Raw genomic sequence first — 23,723 nt, forward strand, 5'->3', positions numbered from 1 at the left:
TATTTTATAACATTTCTTGACTTCTGCAGCCCCATATAGTACCATAATATTAACAAGTTTCTGGTGCAGGAGGATGCTTCCTGTTGCACTGGAATAATCTACAATCAGCCTTTCTGATGCCCAAGGTATGAACAACCTGGAATAAAGATTGCGTAACGAATATATTGTTATGTTTATTTTGCGTACCAGAAAAGCTGGTGCGCATTTTTTATTACATAGGAGTCTTATATGGAAACCAAAATTGCATTGATCGGAATCATTGTCCATGACATCCGGGATACAGAGCGGCTAAATCAGCTGCTGCACGATTATCAGGAATATATCGTCGGCCGTATGGGAATCCCTTATTCCCAAAAGGGAGTGAATATTATTTCTGTAGTATTGGATGCTCCTGAAAATATCATCAGCAGTTTATCAGGAAAACTTGGCATGATAAGAGGCATTACTGTAAAATCCATGATTGCAAAAACCAAATAGTAGAAAGAAGGTATCAAAATGTATAATCCAGCATCAAAAAAAGCAGAAGAATTCATTAGCGATGAAGAGATTCGTGCTTCCCTGCAATTCGCAGATGAAAATAAAAATAACAGAGAACTGATTGACAGCATTATTGAAAAAGCCCGTGATTTAAAAGGACTTACCCATAGAGAAGCTTCTCTTTTGCTGATTTGTGAAGAAGAAGATCTGAATCAGAAGATCTATGATCTGGCCATTGAAATCAAAGAGAAATTCTACGGCAACCGTATCGTAATGTTTGCTCCTCTGTATTTATCCAATTATTGTATTAATGGATGTACTTATTGTCCATATCACTTAAAGAATAAGCATATTCGACGTAAAAAACTTTCTCAGGAAGAAATCAGACAGGAAGTAATCGCTCTCCAGGATATGGGACACAAGCGTCTGGCGTTGGAAACAGGCGAAGATCCAAAAAATAATCCAATTGAATACGTATTGGAAAGTATTAAGACTATTTACAGCATTAAGCATAAAAATGGTGCCATTCGCCGTGTAAATGTTAACATTGCTGCAACCACTGTAGAAAATTACCGCAAATTAAAAGAAGCTGGAATTGGAACTTATATCTTATTCCAGGAAACGTATAACAAAAAAGCTTATGAAGAGCTTCACCCATCTGGACCGAAAAAAGATTATGCTTATCATACCGAAGCTATGGACCGTGCTATGGAAGGCGGTATTGATGACGTAGGATGTGGTGTTTTATTTGGACTGAATATGTATCGTTATGATTTCTGTGGTATTTTAATGCATGCAGAGCACCTGGAGGCTGCATTTGGCGTTGGCCCTCATACCATCAGCGTACCTCGTATCTGTCCTGCTGATGATATTGATGTCAATACCTTTGATAACAGCATCAGCGATGATATTTTTGCAAAAATCGTTGCTGTTTTACGAATTGCTGTTCCATATACAGGTATTATTGTTTCCACAAGAGAATCACAGAAATCCAGAGAACGCGTTCTTCATCTTGGCGTATCTCAGATCAGTGGTGCATCTTCTACCAGCGTAGGCGGATATGTAGAGCCTGAAGCCCCAGAAGATAACTCTGCCCAGTTCGACAGAAGCGATACCCGTACTCTGGATGAGATTGTCAACTGGCTTCTTGAAATGGGATATATCCCTAGCTTCTGTACTGCATGCTATCGCGAGGGTCGTACCGGAGACCGTTTTATGAAGCTTGTAAAATCCGGACAGATTGCTAACTGCTGTCATCCAAATGCATTGATGACATTAAAAGAATATTTAGAAGACTACGCTTCTCCTGATACAAAAGCAAAAGGAGAGAAGCTGATTGCAGAACAATTAGAAAAAATCACAAATCCTAAGGTAAAAGAACGTGCAAAAGAATATATTGAAAACATTCACCTTGGCAAACGTGATTTCCGTTTCTAAACATGCTCTATAAAACTACTACTTTTATTCAATCATAGATAAGACTGCCACACTACTAAATTTTAGCTGTGTGGCAGTCTTATCTTTTTGAAAATATATTTTTTCCCTCTTTTTATAAAATCTTAGATAAAAATGTCTTTAATCTTTCATTCTTTGGATGATCGAAAACTTCTTCTGGCGTTCCATCTTCTGCAATCTTCCCTTCATCCAGGAATATCACACGATTTGCAACCTCTTTTGCAAATCCCATCTCATGTGTCACACAGATCATGGTCATACCGCTTTTGGCCAACTCTTTCATTACATCCAAAACTTCACCAACCATCTCTGGATCCAATGCAGAGGTTGGTTCGTCAAAAAGAATCACCTCCGGATTCATGGCCAGTGCGCGGCAGATGGCAACACGCTGCTTTTGGCCACCAGAAAGCTGTGATGGATACGCATTGGCCCGGTCTTCCAAGCCAACTCTCTTTAACAACTCAATGGCTTCTTTTTCCGCCTCAGACTTGGATTTATTCTGAAGCTTTGTTGGTGCAATTGTCAGATTTTCCAAAATCGTCATATGTGGAAATAAATTAAAATGCTGAAATACCATCATCATAGACTGACGTGTCTTATTGATATCTGTCTTCGGACTGGTTACATCTACTCCATCCAGATAAATATGTCCACCTGTTGGAGTTTCCAGCATATTCAGGCATCGCAGAAAGGTGGATTTTCCACATCCAGATGGTCCAATAATAACCAATACCTCTCCTTTTTTTATATCTGTGGTAATTCCGTTTAAAACATTGGCATTACCAAAGGATTTTTTCAGATCTTCTACATGAATCATTACATTACTGTCTTTCATCGTTCTTCAGTCTCCTTTCCAGGCGTCCTACCATTGTAGACAATCCTACAACAATAATCAGGTAAATCAATGCAACTGTAATTAATGGGAAGAATGCTTCGTATGTACGGCTTCGAATGAAATCCCCTCCACGGGTCAGATCCATAATTCCGATATAACCGGAAATAGATGTTTCCTTCAATAATACGATAAATTCATTTCCCAGTGCAGGCAGAACATTTTTAAATGCCTGTGGAAGAATAAAGTATCTCATAGTCTGTACATAAGTAAATCCTAAGCTTCGTCCAGCTTCAAACTGTCCTGGATCGATGGACATAATACCAGATCGAACGATTTCCGCAATATATGCAGAAGAGTTTAATCCGAATGCGATCGTCGCTACTAATACCTTGTTAATATTCGTAGCTGCGAAGATAACATAATAAATGATCAACAGCTGGATCATAGCTGGTGTGCCTCGGATAATCGTCAGGTATGCTTTCATGATCCAATTGATCAGCTTAGCTTTTCCTGTCATATCACAGCTGGATCTTATAATCGCGATGATAAATCCTAATACAATACCAATGATAACGGCAAAGAATGTAATCTGGATCGTAGTTAATAACCCATTTGCCAGGTATTTCCATCTTGCATCTGTAATAAAGTTATTCTTAATACTTTCAGATAAATCAAATGCTGTCGCTGATTTTCCATTTCGCACGATAATAACCTGTGTTGCAGTCGTATAAGGATCTGAGAAATTAATGTTCTTTAGACGATCCTCTGTTACCGTCATTCCAGCAACACCCATATCTGCCTTTCCAGATTGAACTGCGGTAATAATAGAATCAAACTGCATATCCTGAATCTCCAGCTCCATACCCAGCTTATCCGCAACGGCCGTTGCCATCTCCACATCAATTCCGACGATCTTACCATCTTCACGGTATTCATATGGTTCAAATTCGGCATTGGTAGCCATAACCAGCTTACCCTTGTATTCGATGCCTTCTGGTGATTCATATGGCTGTTTTCCTTTTGTACTATCCCCGATGTAATTTCCAATAATCTGCTTTAAGGTACCATCCTTCTTCAATTCATTCAAAGCCTTGTTGACTTTTTTCAATAATTGATCATTATCCTTAGCAATACAGATGGCATATTCTTCTTTTACAAAATCCTCCTCTAAAATAGACAGATCACGATTTCGTTCTACAAATGCTTTCGCTGGCTGTTCGTCAATGACAACACAGTCAATTTTTCCCTGCTTCAAAGCCTGCACAGCATCGGCACCCTTATTAAACTGCTGTATCGTAGCACCTGTTTCTTTATAATCCGATGCATATATATCACCTGTCGTACCTAACTGTACTCCAATAGTAGCCGTTTCTAAATCATCGACTTTTTTCACATTGGATGCTCCGACTTCACTTTTATCTCCACATCCCGTCAGCAGTCCTGCAAGCATGACTACTAACAGTAACAGCGGAAACAATTTTCTTAAGCGTTTTTGTTTCATGTTTCCTTTCATATCCTTTATCCTTTCTTTCTAATTTCGCATAAGGAAAGGCGCATTTGACCATACAATGCGCCTGCTCCTTTGCCGACCAGTTATAAAGTATATTTTATACCATAATGCATAAAAAGTCACGGATTAATTGGCCATTTATGCATGAAAATACAACCATTCTGCATCTACCTTTCTTTTTTCCATCTCTTCATAAAAGAGGACATCAACTCTAAAATAAAAGGCTCTTTCAAGCAAAACAACGTCATACCATACACTCCAAAAAAGATTATGGCCGAAATAAGCAGAGTAAGAAACGTCCCCATCTCCCATAATTTTACTGGCATGGATCCCATTCCTGCTAATAGCAAGGCAAGAAGTATGGATGCTTTTCGTAATTTTATGGAAAAATCCGGCACATAGTTTCTTGCCGCCCGGTACTGTATGAGTAAAACGGTTATTTCTGCAAAAACGGTACCGATCGCTGCTCCGGTGGAAGAAAATACCGGAATCAATACCATATTAATTACAAGATCTACCAAAGCACCTGCTGCCTCTGAATAAAGCACCATCTTCTCCTGTCCCAAAGGAACCAACATCTGAAGCCCTATAATGTTGGTAATGCCAATGAATAAAAGCGTCGGCATAATCACCTGCATCGGAAGAATGGCTCCTTCGTACGCAGTTCCCGATAAGAAGAAAATGCCCTCTCTCGCAAATAGGATAAAATACACCATTAGTGGAGTTGCTGCCAGGAATACAAATTGCAATGCTTTTCTTCCAATTCTCTGAAACTCCTCCATCTGGCCACATTGAATATAATAAGATGCTCTCGGCAGAAGAACCGCTCCCAGAGACGTTACAATACTGACCAGAATTGTCTTGATCTTTACAGCCGCATGATAATATCCCACATCTGCATCCGATGACATAAATCCAAGCATGACTGTGTCCAGATTGGTATAAATGGTGGTGGCACAGGACATAGCAAAAAATATTCCAACCGCCTTCATATGCTTTTTCAACTGTGGAGCCCTAATTGGTTTTCTATCAATATACCGCCTTGCATGAATAAAATTCAAAATATTGGATGCTGATGAAGCAAAGATGCTGATTCCACCATAGATCACATAATCCCCTTTTTCGTGTACCATCAGAAACATGGCGATCAATGCAATCAACTTAAAGAAAATAGAGCGCACAGCGATATACGTATATTCTTCCAGGGCTTTATAGAGCCACTCCATCCCCAGAGCATTGAATGCAATGGTCAGGCTGACGATCAGATAAAGTATCCTCTCTTCCCTGAGTCTTGGCACCAGACCAAGGACCAGAAAGAAAATAATATAGGAAACCACACACATGATCATATTAATATACAAAAGCTCATGTGTGGTCTGTGTCAGCTCCCGTCGGTCATCCCTCACTCTGGCACAGGCACGGATACCATAAGTCGGAATCCCCAGCTGCGCCAGCATGGCAAAATACGATACCAGAGAAGTGGCAAAGGATACCTTCCCCGTCCCTGCCGGAAGCAAGATTCTGGAAATGTAGGGAAAGGTAATCAGCGGAAAGAGAAAAGAAGACAACGTTAGGATGGCATTCATAATGAAGTTCACTTTTAATGATACGTTTCTTTGTTTCATGAAATCCTCCCATCTCTTTTTCTTGCCACTCTAAACACTTTCAATCGGCGGATGGAAAAAGAGTCCTCGAAAAAATCCTTTTATAATTACACCAATCCTTTTTCCTTTATTGTCCTTTGAACGAATCAACACCTTTGCACATTCTTTACCATATCGTAATAAAATTTTTATCCATGGAAATCCATTGTGATTTCGGTAAATATAAATTTTATTACGATATTCATATTCATATCTTGGAATTCTTTCTGCCAATGCTTCCGCAACTCCAATTCTCACATTGACAGACATCTTATGTATGATCACGCTCCCAGAACACATATAGGCATTCTTACATTGACTTAAACGCAGCGTATATTCTGTATCATCGCCATAGATAAAAAATTCCTTTATAGGTAATCCCACTTTTCTTGTACAATCCAGATTTACAAAACATCCTACAAAGGAGCACCGTTCAATGGGCAACAGTCCATTTTGTGTTGCCCTTAAATGATCATATACATTGGTCTGTATCGTATATTGATTCATTTTACATGGGGTTCCATCGGTCCAGAGAACCGTACTTGCCAAAAACGAAAAATCATCCTTTCCTAATAGCTCAGCAGCCTTCACTAATCGCTCTAACGCATCTGGCTCCGGTACTGCATCGTCATCCATCATCCAACAATACTGATATCCTTTTTTTACAATCTTCTTCAGCCCATAAGAAAATCCACCAGCACCGCCCAGATTAGCACCTGTATGATCATAATGGATTCTTCCATCATTCTCCATACAAGCTTCCACCAGTTCTCTGGTTCCATCTATACTGGCATTATCACAAATAAAATAATCAAACTTTCCATAAGTCTGTTTTAAAATAGCTTCGATATTCTCTTGTAACAATTTCTTTCTATTATATGTAACAACTAAAATAGCTATCTCATTCATAATTGCTCTGCTTGCTCCTTCTCCAAAATCCAATGCAAGATCCCTGCTACCCAAACAATTGCCTTATTTTTTATCGATTCTTTTTCCTTCCCATACACGATTCTACGACAGCTTGCCAAATTGGAGATCATTTGCCTTTTTTCCTCTTTGTACCCACTGGTAAAAATCGCCATATGAAGAGCTCTTCGGTTGCTGCAAAAAAAGCGGTATACAGCCGCTGGGTAAATATTCGGATATCTTTCTTTCACAAATCCTATAATTTCCTTGTTAAATGCAATCGCCTGCATCACACTGCTATCAAATACATGATTATCCATAATGCTGTTTTTTCGTAATCGATAATAATACAATATTTCTGGTAAATATACCGGCCTTTGACATTTGGCTAGTATCTTATATGTCGTTCCCAGATCCTCATAGATTTTACCTTCTGGGTATCGAATTTCCCGAAATAACTCTGCTCTGTAAAGCTTTGCCCACGGACTTACATCAAATTTATCCGCAAGCAGCATGGTCTCAATGGCCTGTTCTGGTGTTAAAATCTGTGGTTTTCTATTGTTCTTAACCACAACTGGCATATGAAAGTTTTTCACCGTCACAAATTGGCTGGCTACAAAATCACTTCCGTATTCTTCCGCTGTTTTCATCATCGTTAGCAAGCAGTCCTCAGATATATAATCATCTGCATCCACAAACATCAGATAGTCACCCTTTGCTATCTCAATTCCTGTATTTCTCGCCACGGCAGGACCCTGATTCTCCTGATGGATGACTTGAATCCGTACATCCATCCCGACATATTGTTCACAGATTTGGCTGCTGCCATCAGTAGAACCATCATCCACTAGAATCACTTCAAACTCCTGATAGGTTTGCTTTAATAGACTGTTGACACATTGATTCAAATATGCTTTTACATTGTATACAGGAACAATAATAGAAATTAGGGTACTCATATAAATTCCTCTTAAATATCTTTCTTTTTCATCTTTTGATTTTTATAGTTTCGATACCATATGATCAGCGGAGTTCTCCGCACCAGCTTTTTCATAAGAAAAATCGCTTTATATTTCCATCCATACCCCAAATATTTTCGTATCATATCCTCAAAGGACTTTTTCTCATAGTCCTTCCAGAATTCTTCATATAAATCTGGCTTTATTGTTGGATGCACTAAATTATGTTGGTACTTTAAGTACTCTCTACCATATGTTTCGACAAAGAATCCCTCCGTCTGCTCCTCTTGGCATAAAAGGTCCAAAAGCTCCTCTCCTTTTTTCGTATGGGAAAGAATCAAAGATACGCCTCGTTTTATCTGATCATTGGATAGGGAAATCAGCGTCTCAACTCCCCAGTAATCGCCCAGAGTCAAATCTCCCCATCGTTTCTCATTAGAAAATGGACATTGAAAGCACTTCCTTAAAATGCTATATCCCATCATATGCAGCTTGGAATAAATTGAAGTTTCTGCAGTATTAATCAGCTGCCTTCCATCTGCAAATTGTACATAGGCAGGATATGCCTTCCATCCTTCTGGTTTGTAACGAAAAAAATATTTGATCAATTTCGAACCAGATTTCTCCTCCAACCAGCTTTTATAATCATTCCAGATTTCTTCTCCAGGAGTTCCGTGACAGATGAGATCAATAAAAATAATTTGATCCATTTGCATCTGATTTTTCAATAAAAACAACCGAAGCCTGTAAATTTGACAAGGTGTTCCAGAAAAAAGCACCCATTTTTTATTTACCAGTTCATGCAAAACTCGAGAAAACAGATCATCACACTGACTTTCCACATATTTTGCACCCTGAAACACATCACATTGATTGGCATTTTGCACAGCCACATGCCGAACCTTCATATCATCCTGCAAAGCTGCACCAACAAATACTACATTGCCCTTTCCATGACATTGCTCGAATGCTTTACAAAGTGCGATAAAAGCTCCTCCAGAAGAGCTTTTTAATACTTCTGATATTACATTTTGATAAGCAAATACTCTAGGCATCCGCATTCTCCTTTATTACACTTCTCAAATAATTTCTGGATAATTCCCGCTTCTCCCTTATGGATTGATCCACACGATTCCATGAAATTTGTTCTAATCCTTCCATATCTTCTACTATACTCCCATCATAAAGAATACGATTGGAAATGTGAAGCAGATTTTGAAAATCCATCAATCGATTCATCTGTGCTTTTCCCGTTTTGGGAAATATAAAAAATTCTCTATGATAAATACAGCTAAAAATCATACAATGATAGGAGTCGGTAAACACATACTCTGCATATCGAATTGCATTGATAAAATCCTGTGGAGATGCCTCCCATAGTTTGATATGACCAAATTTAAAATCATAAGGTTCAATATAATCTGCTTCTAAAAAAGGAATCGTAACAATTTTTAATCCTTTCCTTTTGGCAAATTCCTCAACCAACTGCCGTTGTCTCTTATTCCCTCTCAGCATGTAAGTAAATAAATACGGAAATTCAAATTTTCTATTTTCTGATAAACGATCCCACATCCTTACATCCACAAGCAGCGTAGGATCAAGTACTGTCAAACATGCATCTTTCTTTAGAATTCCATTGATCAATTTGGTACCGCACTCCTCACGACAGGAGACTGCATCAAATTGACTCAAATTGTGCCTTATGATCTTGGCCTGTTCCTCCGTAACCTGATCAACCCCAATGCTAGGTGCATAGGAAAGCTTAAACTTTGAATCCTCCGCAAATGTCAACCAGTACATACTGTTCAGAGGAGACAATACAGGATTCCATATTTGATCGCTCCCACAAACAAATCCATCATACATTTTATTTGCATCTACAATCGTATCTTCATTATATTGCTCTTTAGATATCTTCAGATTCTCATCTACGAACTTCTGAATATTACGATTTCGATTTCTTAATTTCTTTAATCCGAATTTCCATACAATTCTTTTCAAAGAAGGTATCAAACCAATGGTCCTAATTTTATCTGCCAGATTATCGAGAGATGCTATTTTTTTCCCATATTGACAGATAATCTCATACTCTATACAGCCAAATTCGTTTAAAAAGTTTTGAAGTGCATACGCTTGTAATATAGAACCATAGTTATTTCTCCACCACGTTAATCCTGCTAATTTCATCTTATTTTCCCTTATACTCTTTATAATAAGTCCAGTACAGTTTTCCCATCTGCTCTGCATTTTCTTTCATATCATAACCCGCTTCTCTGATTATTTTCTGCCATAGCATTGATCTACGGCTACGATTGGATTCTAAATCCTCAGCCGCTATCCTTTCTATTGTAGTCACCCAGGAATCAATATTTTGAATAGAAAGATACTCAATACTATGTGTCAGATTCACTTCTGCCGCCACAGTATCGGATACAAGACAAGGCAGACCAGATGCCTGCGCTTCAATCAGGGCCAATGGAAGCCCTTCAAATAACGATGGAAGTACGAAGATGTCCATCGCCTGTAAATAATCATATACGTTTGAAATTTTTCCCAGAAAAATTACATATTCATCCAAATGCAAAGCATGAACCTTAGCTTTTATATGATCCATTAACTTTCCATCACTGATTAATACTAATAAATAATTATGATTTCTTCTGATCAGCTCTGCAAACATATCAATCAGAAATTCATGATTTTTTTGCTCAAAAAAATTACCAACATGACCGATCACTTTCTGTCCGTTGGCATTTATCTTTTGTCTATAGAAAGCACGGCTTTCCTCAGCATAAGCATACTGGGACAATTCTATACCATTTTTAATTTCCACAAAGGGCTGATCACGAAACAGCCATTTACCGGCATCCTGTCCACAGGCAAATCCATGCGTATACAATCTTTTAAATACTGGATAAAATAAGCTATGCAGGAATAAATGAGAACAGGTTGTATTATGAGAATGCACAATTCTTATGGGAACCCCTGCAAGCTTTGCAATCAGTACCTCTGGAAGCATCATCGCACTATTGCCATGTATGTGAATCACATCATATTCCTGCTTTTTCAATAGTTTTTCTAACTGAATACAATAACGAAATGGATGCTTTCTTCTTTCATATACAAAAACTCTGGAATGATGCTTTTGAAATTCACATTGAAATTCTTCTTCGATCTCATTCAATGCAAGAATATCCATCTGCATATTACTCTTATCCATATTCCGATAATAATTCATAATGACAGCCGTTATGCCATTGATTCTGCTAAACTCAATTGTATTGATAATCAGTACTTTCATACTACCTAGCTTTTCTCCATCTGTTCTTGCTATCGTTTTATCCCTTCCAAATAATCACGTACAATGTTCACCATCTTCTTTCGTTGAGATACATATTGTGCAAAGGAATGCGTCCGACATTCTTTCAAAATCTTACCAAGGTCATCCTGTTCCCTACAAACAAGTACATAATTTAACTTAGAAAAGGTTTCAGCAATACCAATTTGATGATCATCTACATGTTCCCCATATTGAGGCAGCCGTGACACTACGATTACCGGTTTATGATGACTCAATCCACTGATGATACTGCCCACTCCACTGTGAGTAATCAGAATATCACATTGCTCCATGATCTGCTCAAACTTTTCTTTTTCCAAAAATCTTTTATATCGGTAATGCATCGGTACATAATCTGTATGTCCGATCTGAGCAAATACCTCTTCTTCTATAACCCCGTTTTCGATTAAATCATCAATCTTTTTCAGCAATCTATTTAATTGAAATTTTTGCGTTCCTACTACAACAAATATCATATATTCTCTCACTAAAAGATTCCGCCAGCATAAATTGCCTTTGGATAACACTTCAACATAGACTTCCATTGAACGATAAATAAATCCGCAAAAGGGTATACCAGCCTTCCTGTTAAAGATTTATTGTTGATTCGTGCAAAGGATTCTATAAAAATTATTTTCTTTTTGCTTAACTTCGCTAACACGCAAAATGGAAATGCAATTAACGCTCCTGTTGTAATGACCACATCCGGCCTTTCTTCTCTCATAATCTGAAAAGCCTTTTTAAACAGACGGATAAAATGCATCATAAAAAAACGTTCATGCCGATTAATCTGTGGAACCAGATAAATACTTGGCAATTCACTGCCCATAACCTGCTCTGTTTCCTCAGTGATATAGAAAGAATCGTTCTCCTCAAAAATATCTTTTAAGCACAACAACTCTTCCCAATGACCACCAGCAGATGCAACACAACACAGCTTTAATTTTCCATCATCCGCGTTATTCTTCATCCTCAAATACCTCATTCGGTGTATCTGCTACCTGACGAATCCGATTGCTGATTTCCTCAACCGTATCAGAAGGCTCATAGTCTTCCTTCGGATAGAGGAATTCATGAAGTTCTTTTGCGTTGCTTTCTAAAGTAACTGGAACTCCATACCATACGCCATCTATCTTTCCACCCCATAGACTAGTTGGAAATGCCTTCGTATCCACAATATCATATTTCGCCAAGTAATATAATATTTCTGTAACATCATCTGAATGATAATTCGTACTAATCTCATCCAGGAATTTATCCGCTAAATCCAGAAGCTGATCAGATTCCAGCGTCTTTGCCTTTTCAAAAATTTTAAGAAGAATCGTTCTTTGTCTTTCCGCTCTTTTATAATCTCCACCAGCTGTATAACGAATTCTTGTATAAGCCACTGCCTGAACACCATCTAATGTATAAGTTCCTGCTTTTGTAATATGGTCGGAATCTCTTTTTTCGATTTTGTTCAATTCATCTATATAACCATTGATGTATTTAGCCTCAGAATCTGTAATCTCCATCTCAATTCCCCCGATGTCATCTACCAATTCTGATACATTCATAAAGTTAATGGTAATATACTTGTCAATATCAAGATCAAAATTGCGGTTTACCGTATCCATGGCCAAATCTGGTCCACCAAAGGAATGTGCATGGTTGATTTTATCTAATCCATGATCTTCAATAGATACATACGTATCACGGAAAATAGAAGCCAATCTGATTTCTTTTGATTTGTGGTTTACATCCACCACCATGATGGAATCCGATCTGGTTCCCTTACCGAGATTCTTTTCTCTTGTATCTACTCCAAAAATTAAAAATGTCTCTGTTCCATCTGTTTTTTCTTTAATTTCTTCTGTAGTCGCTTCCGCAGTCGTTGCTTTTCCTTTATTCTGATCCTTATTGGTCTCTTTTTTTCCCTTACCTACTATATAAATGACTCCCAATACAATAATGAGAAGGATAATTAACAGATATTTTAGATACTTCGTTTTTTCTCTCATTTATACTTCCTCACTCTCTATCATCTTACTCCAATATATGGTCTGCTTATCTATATTCATATGCATTGCCATAATATTTCTTATAATAGCCTTGTTTTTTCACTTCAATCTTATTCAACACTGCTCCCAGGATTTTGACACCGGAATTTTCCAGCTGCTTTTTCACTGCTTTAATAAAACGTCTGCTTACTTTCCCCTGCTCTACAACTAAAATCGCTCCATCTGCCTTTGGTGCGATGACAGCTGCATCAATGACAGATCCCAATGGAGGAGTATCTAATAATACAATATCATATGTATTGCGCAGTGTCTCTAACATTTCCTCAAAATAATGATTTCCAAGTATTTCTGTTGGATTCGGTACAGAAGGACCTGCAAATATCATATCCATGCCATCCACTTCCGTGCTGTAACATACTTCCTCTAATCTTTTCTGTCCACTCAGATAATGAGATAATCCAAAAATCTTTTTTCGGTTCTCTGTATGCGCCCCTAATCGTCCAACAATGACAGATTTTCGAATATCACAGTCCACATAAATTACTTTTTGACCCGAAGCCGCCATAGATCTTGCCAAATTTAAGGTAACCGTACTCTTTCCTTCAGATGGAATGGAACTGGTCAACAAGATTGTCTTAATATCATCTCCACAAAACTGTATATTGGTTTTCAATGTACGAAGTGCTTCTGTGACACCATAATCTAATTCCTCTAATTTATCAAAAACTATTTTCTCCATCTTATTTTTTCCCCTTTTTCTTATTTCTTCTACCCTTTTGTTCTTTCACAGATGCACTATCCGGAATTTCTGCCAATGTATTCAATCCTAAATAACGTTCAATTCCTTCCGCATCTGCTAAGGTATCATTCATAAGATAACCAATGATAATCGCACCACTCATCAAAATGAAACCAACTACAAATCCAATGCAAGTATTTCTTCCAGTTCTTGGTGCCACCGGTTCATCTGCAATATCAGCCCATTCCAAAATATTCGGTGCATCCTGATCCATCCGATCTGAAATATAATCAGAAGAAACCTCTGCAAATTCGTCAGCAATCTTTTTCGCCTGTCCAGGATCCTCGTCAACAATCGTAATTTTAAGAATTCTTGTATCCGTTGGATTTTCTACAGATAAACAATCTAACATCTCATTATATTCCATATCCAAATCCAGATTCTTAATTACCTTTTTTACAACGAATTTTCCAGTGATTACTTCCATATAGTCTTGGGTCAGACTATCGCCCAACTGAATATCTGCAAAACTGCTCAAAGAAGTACTTTTGGGAAAAACATATAATTTGGCAGTTGCAGAATAAATTGGTGTCATTACATATATATTAAAGACTGCTACAATTGCCGCCATCAAAACAGACGACAGAAGCAACATTTTCCAGCTTCCCAATAGCAAAAAGAATAGTTCTTTTAAATCAATTTCAATTTCATCTTCGTACTTTAATTCCATTGTTTTCTCCTTATAAATATTCATTTTTTCGTAGATGTTCTGGATTTTCTATCAATAATGATATCATCTCTTCTTTTTCCAAATGCTCATAGATTACTTCCAATGCTTTTCGCATCTTCGGTGGTCTCCAATCCGGTCTATGACTGTCTGTCCCGATCAAATGAATTCCCTCTTCTTCTAAAAGAGATACCAGAAATCTCCTTGTCTCATCCCTCAAAAAGCTGTTGGTATTTGCCTGCATCAGAACTCCCATATCTATCAATTCAAAGATTCTTTCCCTGTCATCCAACAAACATTCAAACCGTTCCAAATGTGCTAAAATCGGACGATAACCTGCCATCAATAACTCTTGAAATGCCCGCTTCATTCTCTGATAGGAAATACCAATTGAAAATTCTACCAATACATACGCTGTACCCGCAAGTGTCAATGCTCTTCCAGATTGCAGTTCTTCTAAAATATCAGAATGATAAAACAGCTCATTACCAAGATAAAGCCGCACTGGATAATTCTGTTTTTTTATTTCTTCCTGTAACTTTTTATATTGTGCCTGAATCAAGTCTGAATCTGTCTTTCCCATAATATAATGGGGTGTCAACATAATATCAGTGACCCCTTCCGCTATCTCCACCTGTATCATCTCCAGAGAATCCTCTAAACTTCTGGATCCATCGTCAACTTCTGGAAGAATATGGCAATGCATATCCCACACAGGAAGGTTCCAATCGACAAATTCGGCTTTTTTTCTTTTCTTTGATTTTCTTTGCAAAAAACCAAAAAAACTCCCTTTTTCTTTCTTCGCCATATGTACTGATTTCCTCCCGTCTAACTATCTCTCCCGCTCTTATTTTCCTTTTAGTATTTACCACAGTATACACAATTACTAAATATTGTAGCATAGACCGCAAAAATGTGTCAAGATACGGGGGATTACGCTTTTATATCCATATTATTTCTTCTTTACTGCATGAGTAAAATATGTTTTTATTCCTCGTTTCAATCGTTTGAATAAAAATATATTTTCGACTGTCCGATATCCTCCTATATGATATGCCTTAATTATCTGATCATATAGCTTTCCCTTTGGCACTGGATGTCGTAATTGACTATTTCCAAGTACAATATCTTCTACTTTAGCATTTATCAGTGCAGCATCTATATTCTCTAAAAGCTCCTTTCCTTTTTTGGTATTTACCAAGACAGCTGAAATTCCTTTTTCCTCATCTAAACTACCATTATTAGATTTCAAAATATCTGGTTGGTATTTCTCAATTCCCCAATAATCTCCTATTGTTAAATCTGAACATCTTTCTGATTTTGCATAAGGACAATCAAAACAATTCTCTCTTTGTAAATTTCCCTCCATAAAAAACGTATAATACGAGGATTTCTCTTGTGGTAGATCTATCTTTTGCTTTTCACCATTTTTTAAAAGCACCACACTTCCATACTTTCCCCAGCCATAGCATTTATCCCGAAATTTAAAATCAATCACTTTTCCTGCATTTTTCTTTTCCAAAAATTTTATATAGTCTGAAAAAATTTGTTCGGATGGTGTTCCATGACAAATAATATCAATCGTATACAGATTGCTTTTATATTTATCAAACATCAATTTTATCTGTGAAACCTGACAAGGTGTTCCTGAAAATAATACTTTTTTTCCATTTTTCAAATATTTCTCTAATATTCTATATAGTGGCAATAAACTACTATAAACATACTTAGATCCATATAATAATGATAATTGATCTTTAGATGTCACTACCATATGCTCAGCTCTAACTTTTTTATCATATTTCATAACGGAACCACATACAACATTATTCTTTTTTATAAAATTAGTAGCAATTGCAGAAAAAGCACCCCCAGATGCCGATTGTCCCAATTCCTTTTTATTATTATTTACAAGTGCATATCCTTCTATTGCGGATGGGTAAACATGTTCCTTTTGAAATGCACATGTTTTTATGCACAAACGACATGAAATGCACTTCTCTGTATCAACCTTTGGATACACACCACCTGCATGTGCTGTCTTCATTGTTATTGCATTTTTCGGACAAATTTGCATGCATCCCCCACAACCACAACATGAATCATATGTATATAAAATTGTTTCATCTTTTAATTTATTATTCATTTTTGCAATATCCTCTTTTTTATAATATCTATTAATGTATCAATTTTAAACATTCTAAATATTAAACTCTTAGCATCTTCATAATATGGGCTATGCTTCAATACACTAATCAAAAATATATTTGCAATGATAACTGTAACAAACAATTTTATAAAAATAGTAAGCCATCCGTTTCCAGAAATAAAGTTAGTAATCATATACGTAATCGACGAAACAACAACAATAACCCCTGTATATTGAATAAGCTCAAAGGCATATTTTTTTGCCCCTCTTTTAAATATTAATCGAAATACATTATTGATAATCCATGGCAAACTAACCATACAAACACTTATAATTGTAGAAAGAACAATGCCATATAAGCCTATCATATTTACAAATATTATATTTAATCCAAGATTAATAATTCCTGAAATTAATGGTCTAAATCTATCTTCATGCCATATTCCACCAGCATCTTTATATACACTGATCATCATGACCAATTCATATACCCAAAAATAGATACAGAACAAAATGACCATAAAAAAATCCAATAACAACCTCTTTCCCATCCATAGCAACATAAATGGTTGGATTAATACAATAAAACAGCATATACAAAACCCATTCATCCATGTAGTTAATAATGTAAATACCTCGAACTCTCGATAATTTTGTTCTAAATCTTTCAAAAGCATACTATTTCCAACACCGGCAGTAATAGAAGTATATACGATTGCTACAAGACCAATAATCGCATTTATAATATAAAAATAATTTTGGTAAATTGCTAATACTTCAAGTCCCAAAAAGGCAGATATGACAATGGTATCAACCGAGTTTACAATTGTTCCACCCAACTTAGCAGTAAATAAATCTTTAATTCTTTGATTAATTGCGGCAATCTCACATTTAAGCAATCTTCCCTGCGGTCTATAATCTGGATACATCCGTTGAGATATTATAGCAGTTATAATATTGTTGAATATCTGAGTAATTAAAATGGCAAGAACATAATAATAATAATTTTTAAAGCAAATGAGTGCTAAAATTTGTAATGCATATTTAAATGTATCTGTAATAATAGTAACTTTACTTGATATATCGGTACGCTGATATGCTTGCAAAATACTATTTTTATATGCAAACAACCAATATGTAAATACTGTTGCCAGCAAATTCATCAAGTATAGATAATATACATTCATGTTAGCAGGAACATTGCCAGCAATTAAATTTGGTATAAATGGCAAAAGAATAAGACCTATGGCTAAAATTGCTGCTCCAATAATATTATAATAAATTTTATACAATCGCATTAATGCACATATGGTTAATGTATCATCCTTGACAATAGGCTTATACATCGAAAAAACCATTGCATTCCCAACCCCTAATTCTGCTAAATTCAACACCTGCAAAACAGATGTAAACAGGCTATTAAGTCCCAAATATTGCACACCGATTTCATACATAATAATTGTACGCATAAAAAATGGTAAGGCAATTTGATAGATCTTTAAAATCATTCCAAATATAATATTAAGGGAAGCATTTCTAGATCGCTCTATCTTCATTATATTACTCATCCTTCTTCTAAGCTTTGTTGTATAAAAATTTCTGAATATTCTTTATATTTTTGTAAATTTGCAAACACTCTTCTATAATCAATCTTTTTCTCCATCTTAAAACGGTTTCCAAACAATCGATCCTGAAGTTCTAAATATTCTAGTAGATCAATCATCCTAGCTGCACTATTCGATGTCTGAAAAGTAACAAATTGCTTTTTAAATAAAATAGAAAATACTGTTGCATGAAAAGAGTTTGTAATCACGTATTTTGCTTTATATATATATCCCATAAAACTTTCTGGACTACATCCATACACATTTTGAGCATTTTTAAACTCTTTTATTGTATCTTTATAAATATATATAATCTTTAATCCTCTTTTTTTGGCAAACTCTCTACACCACTTCTTCATCTCTTCATTATCCTCTAAATGATAATAAAAAATATAATCAGTTTCCATATCTTTTATATCTGCTATCTTTAAATATTCTTTTGGATCAAGAAGTAATGTAGGATCTACTGTACACATCACCTTATTCTTTGTATACCGTTCAACAAATGGTATTGTGCTCTCTTCTCTGACAGATATTGCAGTAAAAACATCTAAATAATTTTTTATTTCTGCTACATCACCCTCAAAACTTGCATGTGCTATACTAGGTGCATAGGCAATTCGTTTCTTATCTTTTTCAACGAATCCTAAAAAGAATGCCGGCACAACTCCTCCTGTGCAATCCAAATTCCATATTTGATCACTTCCACATATAAAGCAATCATATATTTGGTTTAATTCGCTCAAATTGCTTTTTTCGTTATATGTTTTTTCTGAAAGCATAAAATACTTTTTAGAAAATCTATCAAAGCAATTCTTTCTTTTGATATTTCGAAACAATCTTCTAACATCTCTAATAAATACTTTGGGATGGATTTTATATAAATGTGTTCTAAATAAATTGTATTGTTGAAAATCTCTTATAAGAATAAAATCAATTATATTTACCTCATACCCCTTTTGAGATAAATATGTCTGCAATGCATATGCTTGCAATGCTGAACCATAATTATATGATTTATGAAATGTAACAATCCCAATTTTCATTTTTATCACTTGATGCTAACAATAACATCCTATTCCTTTCGTTTTAATATCAGACTTTCTTTTACCTTTTTTATCCATATTCTAATTAGCTATACATTTTTATCATGATCCATGAAAAATATTGAAATAGGAACATTTTCATCCTATGTTTATATGATAACTCTCCATTTAAACCATGAATTTTATATAAAATTTCTTTAATCTCAGACTTTTTTCTAACTCCCTCTTTTCCCAGCAACCCCACTAAATCATTGGCATAAAAATTTCTAATATATTCCTTAAATTCTCCATCAAAAGGCTGGATCAGAAGCCACATTTCTTCTAATGCTTTCAAGTGTGTATATTCTTTCCAAACAGAAGAATCATTCATAGCACTGTTCTCCCGCTGCACATAATAATATATTGGATTATGAATATATGACACGCTGTTAGAACAGGTAAGATATTTTAAACAAAACAGCATATCCTCCCAAATCTTTATTCCTTTTTCAAAGCAGATATGATGCTTCACGATTACCTCTCTTCGAAAAGCTTTGTTCCATAAATATCCTCCAAAACCAGATTCCTCTCCAAGAAGATTTATGGCATCTAAAGATGAGAGAGAAATTGTAATTTCTGTTTCGTCAGAATGCTTTTCCAAAGTCCCTCCAGCGTCTATATAATAATCAGCACAGGATAAATCAGCTTTGTTTTGAATGAGACCAGACAATAAAGTACTAATATAATCTTTCGTTACATAATCATCACCATCAACAAATATAAAGTATTCTCCATTTGCCTCGTCCATGCCTATATTCCTTGTATCTGATACCCCTGTATTTTCTTTATGAATAACTCTAAATCTCTTATCTTTTTTTGCAAATTGGTCACATAACGTCCCAGTAGCATCTTTTGATCCATCGTCAATCACGATAACCTCAAAATTTCTATACGTTTGCTTCATTAAAGATTGTAAACATTTTAGTATATAGTTTTCTATATTATAGGCAGGTATGATAATCGACACCAGCCCCTCACTTTTTAATTCCTCTATACTCATATCAGCCTCTTATCAAACGATATCCTTTATTGGCTTGAAAGGAAAATATTCTTGCTATTCTGTAATATATATACTGGGCTCTACTAGAATATTTCTTTACCGCATTTTTTGTTTCTTTTTCCCTCAAAAATTTTTTAATGCTCTTTAACTCCATTTTATACTGAGTTTTTTCCTCATCTAAAAATGTATTCTGTACCATAGCCAGTGAAATAACAACTGCCATTTGTGCTCGAATCATTTCCTGATACTCTTTTTTCATCCCTTCTAAATCTTTTGCACGTTGTTTTAAGGCATGGTACCACTCTATTCTATTTTTTAACTTCACAATATTTGATATCGAATCTTCCCTTACATAATAATAATAGTACGCCTCTGGTAAAATACAAATACTGTCGATCTGCATTATAATCTTATGAGCAATCCTTATATCCTCAAATACCTTTCCTTCTGGAAATCGTATGTCTTTAAATATACTTCTAGGATAAAGGTTCCGCATAACATGACTAGTAAAAATTTTATTCTCTACAAGCAAATCTAATGCCTCCATATTTGAATAAATATGTTCTTCTTTAAACCATTTCATAGGTGTTGATTCTATGTCTGTTGCCTGTAACATACCACAACAAACCATATCTGCTTTTGCGGTATTCTTTATCAAGAAAGTCACCATATCCTTATGAATCCAGTCATCTGAGTCCACAAATAATAAGTAATCTCCTTTCGCAACATCAATTCCACTGTTCCGTGCCGCAGATAAACCACCATTCGTCCTATGAATTACCGTAATGCGAGAGTCTTGCTCACTCCAAGAATCTGCTTTTTTTCCACTGGAATCCTTTGAACCATCATCTACAAGAATAATCTCTAAATTGCGATATGACTGATCAACAATAGACTGTATACAGCGATCCAAATATTGTTCTATATTATAGACTGGTACAATGACCGAAACCATTTTTTCTTCTTTCATCTCTTTACTCCCTTTGTTGTGCTGCAACCTGTTGCACTTCACAACAGATTGCATTAAGCAAAGCAATATAAAAGAAAAACTGCCTGCCATAAACAATCTCTACCATCCCAATAAAAATATATTCATATAACATTGCAAAGCTAATCCATAATACAATATTGTTATGATCCATTTTGCTAACTGCACTATGTTTTCTTACAACAACTATCAAAAGCAATATTAAAAAGATCATTGTAACTAGCCCATAATTTATTACAAAATCCCAAAATGCATTTTGCGCATTGGCATACCAGATGCTAGTCGTTTTTACAATCGTATTTCCATATCCATATCCTAGCCACTTATGGGAGAAAAACAATTGAAAAATATAAGCATAGACTTCTAGTCTTCCTGTCAAAGTTGCATCCCTATGTAGTACGTTTACAATGAAATTTTGCAATGGAGTAATAGCTAAAATCCCCTGAAATAAAATTAATAAAACTGCTGATACAAAGAAACATAAAAAAAACATTGGTAGCTTGGATAGAACAGCCTTAAAAGGTGTATATAGTACAATCATACGTAATACCCAAAATACCCCTACCGCTAAAAGCACTGTCATACAATCTATATACTTACATATACCAATCATCAAAATTGTATAAATGCCCATTTTAAAGTTACTTATCCTATCCTTCTTTTCCAATATGACAACTAAGAAAAACAACATTAAATGTGCATATGCAACATCAAATTTATTTCCTAAAAAACAAGTTCCAATATCTTTTCCATTAATATTGTAAAATCGATTTGGCAATACGATCATCAAAATATCATTCATCATCAATGTTAAAACAAGATACCATTTTCCTGCATTTAACAATAGTCTGGTTGTTTTCTTCTGTCCCATAATGGCAGAGAACATAAATACTGTAAAAATGAGTGCTCCATAATAAATTGCTGCTCTCAAATTATACGAATCGACATGATTCACACGGGAAGACAATACAATACAAAAGACAATGCCTAAAACTAAACCCAGCACTTTCCAATGCTCTTTTAATATCATATCAATATGATAAAAACAATATAGAATCACAGGTAATAATAAAATATATTGCACTAACGTATAGATTGGCGATTTAAAAAAATCTATTGCAATCAAATCACAAAATAATAAAAAACTGAGTATAGAAATCAAATATACTTTAGATACTTTATGTATTGATATTTTAGTATTTATTTTCATTAAATAACATCCTTTCAAAATTTCTCACCTGAGTCTCAATATTAAATTCAGACACTTCTAGTTTATTCATCCATTTTTTATCAGATTCCTGAATCAATTGTTCTATCCTATCTGCCCAAAGATCTATTTTTTGATTCAACGCAAGAAATTCTACATTATCATTCACCTTTACAATTGGTGGAACAGTATCTGCTAATAAACAGGGCAGGGAGGCCGCCTGCGCCTCAAGTGCAACAATTCCCAACCCTTCGAATACAGATGGCAAAACAAAAATATCCATCATCTGATATAAATTTTCAACATCCATTCTGACTCCTGTAAAACTAACCTGTTTCATAAGCCCTTTTTCTTTTACTATTTTTTTGATTTCTTCTTCCAGTTCTCCCTGTCCAACTAAAAGCAAATGATATTGTGAATTTCTTTTAACAAGTTCTTCAAAAATATCTATTAAAAATTTATGATTTTTTTGAAAATGAAATCTTCCAACATGTCCAACAACAATGTTATTTTCCAAACCAAACTCAGATCTATATTTTTTCCGTAAAGCATCATTTTGTTTATATTTTTTTACATCTATAGCATTCGTAATGATTTTATAAGCCTCTCCTTGAATAACCGTTTTATCAAAAAACCATGGAGATGCTTCTTCCGAACATGACCAGAAATCTGTCGCAATCTTTCCAATCCTCATCTTGTTAAATTTATGAACACAGCTTTTGATAAACCCTGCATCATTATCTGAATTGTGACAATGAATAATCCTTCTGGTAATTCCATACTTTTTTGCAAAAATAAGATAATCAATATTGACCAAACTACAGATATTAACCCATATTGCAGAATATTTAAACGCATTTCCAGACATAAATGCCCTCAATTCCCTCTTAAATTTGAAATAATTATCTTTTCGAGCAGTTATTTTATAAATTTTTCCACCTAAGCTTTTTATTTCATCCTCGTAAGCAACTACCTGGCTATTGCATAAAAAGTCAAATTGTATCTTTTCCCTATTTATATTTCTGTAATAATTCATAATGACGCTTTCTACACCACCTGGGTTATTCGTCATTCCAAAAACTAAAATTTTATTCATACT

General features: G+C 35.3%; 23 protein-coding genes. 2 read left to right on the forward strand and 21 right to left on the reverse strand.

The genetic code is table 11. From position 1 onward, the window contains the following. Positions 1–228: 228 nt before the first annotated feature. Entirely contained in the window at positions 229–477 is a 249-nt protein-coding gene (locus BHF69_RS09730; RefSeq protein WP_075671052.1) for a TM1266 family iron-only hydrogenase system putative regulator, read from the forward strand. Between the two features lie 18 nt (positions 478–495). Further along, positions 496–1,914 (forward strand): [FeFe] hydrogenase H-cluster radical SAM maturase HydG, encoded by a 1,419-nt coding sequence (hydG, locus tag BHF69_RS09735; RefSeq protein WP_075671054.1) that lies wholly within the window; start codon positions 496–498, stop codon positions 1,912–1,914. A 112-nt stretch (positions 1,915–2,026) separates the two neighbouring features. Here the strand turns inward: hydG and BHF69_RS09740 are convergent, their stop codons facing one another. The 21 genes from BHF69_RS09740 to BHF69_RS09840 form a co-directional block, all read right to left on the reverse strand. Further along, entirely contained in the window at positions 2,027–2,767 is a 741-nt protein-coding gene (locus BHF69_RS09740; RefSeq protein ID WP_075671056.1) for an amino acid ABC transporter ATP-binding protein, read from the reverse strand. Beyond that, entirely contained in the window at positions 2,754–4,280 is a 1,527-nt protein-coding gene (locus BHF69_RS09745; protein WP_075671058.1) for an ABC transporter substrate-binding protein/permease, read from the reverse strand. Before BHF69_RS09745 ends, BHF69_RS09740 begins: the two co-directional genes overlap by 14 nt. Before the next feature lie 164 nt (positions 4,281–4,444). Then, entirely contained in the window at positions 4,445–5,902 is a 1,458-nt protein-coding gene (locus BHF69_RS09750; RefSeq protein ID WP_075671060.1) for a flippase, read from the reverse strand. 30 nt (positions 5,903–5,932) lie between these two features. Beyond that, positions 5,933–6,829 (reverse strand): glycosyltransferase family 2 protein, encoded by an 897-nt coding sequence (locus BHF69_RS09755; protein ID WP_075671062.1) that lies wholly within the window; start codon positions 6,827–6,829, stop codon positions 5,933–5,935. Next, positions 6,826–7,785, reverse strand: coding sequence for a glycosyltransferase family 2 protein (locus BHF69_RS09760; protein ID WP_075671064.1), 960 nt, complete (start codon positions 7,783–7,785; stop codon positions 6,826–6,828). Before BHF69_RS09760 ends, BHF69_RS09755 begins: the two co-directional genes overlap by 4 nt. Before the next feature lie 11 nt (positions 7,786–7,796). Beyond that, positions 7,797–8,840 (reverse strand): Coenzyme F420 hydrogenase/dehydrogenase, beta subunit C-terminal domain, encoded by a 1,044-nt coding sequence (locus tag BHF69_RS09765; RefSeq protein ID WP_075671066.1) that lies wholly within the window; start codon positions 8,838–8,840, stop codon positions 7,797–7,799. Continuing rightward, positions 8,833–9,972 (reverse strand): polysaccharide pyruvyl transferase family protein, encoded by a 1,140-nt coding sequence (locus BHF69_RS09770; protein ID WP_075671068.1) that lies wholly within the window; start codon positions 9,970–9,972, stop codon positions 8,833–8,835. The genes BHF69_RS09765 and BHF69_RS09770 overlap by 8 nt, the downstream gene beginning before the upstream one ends. 1 nt (position 9,973) lies before the next feature. Next, a complete protein-coding gene (locus BHF69_RS09775) occupies positions 9,974–11,086 on the reverse strand; it encodes a glycosyltransferase family 1 protein (protein ID WP_075671070.1) in 1,113 nt (370 codons plus the stop codon). Positions 11,087–11,115: 29 nt separating this feature from the next. Next, entirely contained in the window at positions 11,116–11,601 is a 486-nt protein-coding gene (gene pssE / locus BHF69_RS09780; RefSeq protein WP_075671826.1) for a PssE/Cps14G family polysaccharide biosynthesis glycosyltransferase, read from the reverse strand. An 11-nt stretch (positions 11,602–11,612) separates the two neighbouring features. Further along, positions 11,613–12,095, reverse strand: coding sequence for a PssD/Cps14F family polysaccharide biosynthesis glycosyltransferase (gene pssD, locus BHF69_RS09785; protein WP_075671072.1), 483 nt, complete (start codon positions 12,093–12,095; stop codon positions 11,613–11,615). Next, on the reverse strand, positions 12,085–13,125 hold the full coding sequence (locus BHF69_RS09790; RefSeq protein ID WP_075671074.1) for an LCP family protein: 1,041 nt from the start codon (positions 13,123–13,125) through the stop codon (positions 12,085–12,087). The genes pssD and BHF69_RS09790 overlap by 11 nt, the downstream gene beginning before the upstream one ends. 46 nt (positions 13,126–13,171) lie before the next feature. Further along, a complete protein-coding gene (locus tag BHF69_RS09795; RefSeq protein WP_075671076.1) occupies positions 13,172–13,864 on the reverse strand; it encodes a CpsD/CapB family tyrosine-protein kinase in 693 nt (230 codons plus the stop codon). A gap of 1 nt (position 13,865) precedes the next feature. Continuing rightward, a complete protein-coding gene (locus BHF69_RS09800) occupies positions 13,866–14,594 on the reverse strand; it encodes a YveK family protein (protein ID WP_075671078.1) in 729 nt (242 codons plus the stop codon). 10 nt (positions 14,595–14,604) lie between these two features. Beyond that, positions 14,605–15,399, reverse strand: a complete 795-nt coding sequence (locus BHF69_RS09805) for a CpsB/CapC family capsule biosynthesis tyrosine phosphatase (protein WP_083651218.1) — start codon at positions 15,397–15,399, stop codon at positions 14,605–14,607. 144 nt (positions 15,400–15,543) lie between these two features. Continuing rightward, entirely contained in the window at positions 15,544–16,737 is a 1,194-nt protein-coding gene (locus BHF69_RS09810; RefSeq protein ID WP_075671080.1) for a Coenzyme F420 hydrogenase/dehydrogenase, beta subunit C-terminal domain, read from the reverse strand. Further along, entirely contained in the window at positions 16,734–18,296 is a 1,563-nt protein-coding gene (locus BHF69_RS09815) for a lipopolysaccharide biosynthesis protein (protein WP_083651220.1), read from the reverse strand. Before BHF69_RS09815 ends, BHF69_RS09810 begins: the two co-directional genes overlap by 4 nt. Positions 18,297–18,304: 8 nt before the next feature. Then, positions 18,305–19,390, reverse strand: coding sequence for a polysaccharide pyruvyl transferase family protein (locus BHF69_RS09820; protein ID WP_075671082.1), 1,086 nt, complete (start codon positions 19,388–19,390; stop codon positions 18,305–18,307). Positions 19,391–19,475: 85 nt separating this feature from the next. Next, positions 19,476–20,429 (reverse strand): glycosyltransferase family 2 protein, encoded by a 954-nt coding sequence (locus tag BHF69_RS09825; protein ID WP_075671084.1) that lies wholly within the window; start codon positions 20,427–20,429, stop codon positions 19,476–19,478. Position 20,430: 1 nt separating this feature from the next. Next, complete coding sequence (locus tag BHF69_RS09830; protein WP_075671086.1) at positions 20,431–21,399, reverse strand: glycosyltransferase family 2 protein; 969 nt, start codon at positions 21,397–21,399, stop codon at positions 20,431–20,433. Positions 21,400–21,403: 4 nt separating this feature from the next. Further along, positions 21,404–22,627 carry an O-antigen ligase family protein gene (locus BHF69_RS09835; protein WP_075671088.1) on the reverse strand — a complete coding sequence of 408 codons (1,224 nt, stop codon included), beginning with the start codon at positions 22,625–22,627 and terminating at the stop codon, positions 21,404–21,406. Further along, a complete protein-coding gene (locus BHF69_RS09840) occupies positions 22,611–23,720 on the reverse strand; it encodes a glycosyltransferase family 1 protein (protein ID WP_075671090.1) in 1,110 nt (369 codons plus the stop codon). Before BHF69_RS09840 ends, BHF69_RS09835 begins: the two co-directional genes overlap by 17 nt. Between the last annotated feature and the right edge of the window lie 3 nt (positions 23,721–23,723).

Origin of the sequence: Anaerostipes sp. 992a (assembly GCF_001940245.1) — a bacterium.
Classification (GTDB): Bacteria; Bacillota; Clostridia; order Lachnospirales; family Lachnospiraceae; genus Fimousia.

Excerpts from the sequence above, each read along its gene's own strand:
- BHF69_RS09740 (WP_075671056.1), bottom strand. The coding sequence starts at position 2,767 with ATGAAAGACAGTAATGTAATGATTCATGTAGAAGATCTGAAAAAATCC.
- BHF69_RS09840 (WP_075671090.1), bottom strand. The coding sequence starts at position 23,720 with ATGAATAAAATTTTAGTTTTTGGAATGACGAATAACCCAGGTGGTGTA.
- BHF69_RS09745 (WP_075671058.1), bottom strand. The coding sequence starts at position 4,280 with ATGAAAGGAAACATGAAACAAAAACGCTTAAGAAAATTGTTTCCGCTG.
- BHF69_RS09810 (WP_075671080.1), bottom strand. The coding sequence starts at position 16,737 with ATGAATAATAAATTAAAAGATGAAACAATTTTATATACATATGATTCA.
- BHF69_RS09830 (WP_075671086.1), bottom strand. The coding sequence starts at position 21,399 with ATGAAAGAAGAAAAAATGGTTTCGGTCATTGTACCAGTCTATAATATA.
- BHF69_RS09730 (WP_075671052.1), top strand. The coding sequence starts at position 229 with ATGGAAACCAAAATTGCATTGATCGGAATCATTGTCCATGACATCCGG.
- BHF69_RS09795 (WP_075671076.1), bottom strand. The coding sequence starts at position 13,864 with ATGGAGAAAATAGTTTTTGATAAATTAGAGGAATTAGATTATGGTGTC.
- BHF69_RS09760 (WP_075671064.1), bottom strand. The coding sequence starts at position 7,785 with ATGAGTACCCTAATTTCTATTATTGTTCCTGTATACAATGTAAAAGCA.
- BHF69_RS09770 (WP_075671068.1), bottom strand. The coding sequence starts at position 9,972 with ATGAAATTAGCAGGATTAACGTGGTGGAGAAATAACTATGGTTCTATA.
- hydG (WP_075671054.1), top strand. The coding sequence starts at position 496 with ATGTATAATCCAGCATCAAAAAAAGCAGAAGAATTCATTAGCGATGAA.
- BHF69_RS09820 (WP_075671082.1), bottom strand. The coding sequence starts at position 19,390 with ATGAAAATTGGGATTGTTACATTTCATAAATCATATAATTATGGTTCA.
- BHF69_RS09765 (WP_075671066.1), bottom strand. The coding sequence starts at position 8,840 with ATGCCTAGAGTATTTGCTTATCAAAATGTAATATCAGAAGTATTAAAA.
- BHF69_RS09815 (WP_083651220.1), bottom strand. The coding sequence starts at position 18,296 with ATGAAGATAGAGCGATCTAGAAATGCTTCCCTTAATATTATATTTGGA.
- BHF69_RS09800 (WP_075671078.1), bottom strand. The coding sequence starts at position 14,594 with ATGGAATTAAAGTACGAAGATGAAATTGAAATTGATTTAAAAGAACTA.
- BHF69_RS09835 (WP_075671088.1), bottom strand. The coding sequence starts at position 22,627 with ATGAAAATAAATACTAAAATATCAATACATAAAGTATCTAAAGTATAT.
- pssD (WP_075671072.1), bottom strand. The coding sequence starts at position 12,095 with ATGAAGAATAACGCGGATGATGGAAAATTAAAGCTGTGTTGTGTTGCA.
- BHF69_RS09825 (WP_075671084.1), bottom strand. The coding sequence starts at position 20,429 with ATGAGTATAGAGGAATTAAAAAGTGAGGGGCTGGTGTCGATTATCATA.
- pssE (WP_075671826.1), bottom strand. The coding sequence starts at position 11,601 with ATGATATTTGTTGTAGTAGGAACGCAAAAATTTCAATTAAATAGATTG.
- BHF69_RS09790 (WP_075671074.1), bottom strand. The coding sequence starts at position 13,125 with ATGAGAGAAAAAACGAAGTATCTAAAATATCTGTTAATTATCCTTCTC.
- BHF69_RS09755 (WP_075671062.1), bottom strand. The coding sequence starts at position 6,829 with ATGAATGAGATAGCTATTTTAGTTGTTACATATAATAGAAAGAAATTG.
- BHF69_RS09775 (WP_075671070.1), bottom strand. The coding sequence starts at position 11,086 with ATGAAAGTACTGATTATCAATACAATTGAGTTTAGCAGAATCAATGGC.
- BHF69_RS09750 (WP_075671060.1), bottom strand. The coding sequence starts at position 5,902 with ATGAAACAAAGAAACGTATCATTAAAAGTGAACTTCATTATGAATGCC.
- BHF69_RS09805 (WP_083651218.1), bottom strand. The coding sequence starts at position 15,399 with ATGGCGAAGAAAGAAAAAGGGAGTTTTTTTGGTTTTTTGCAAAGAAAA.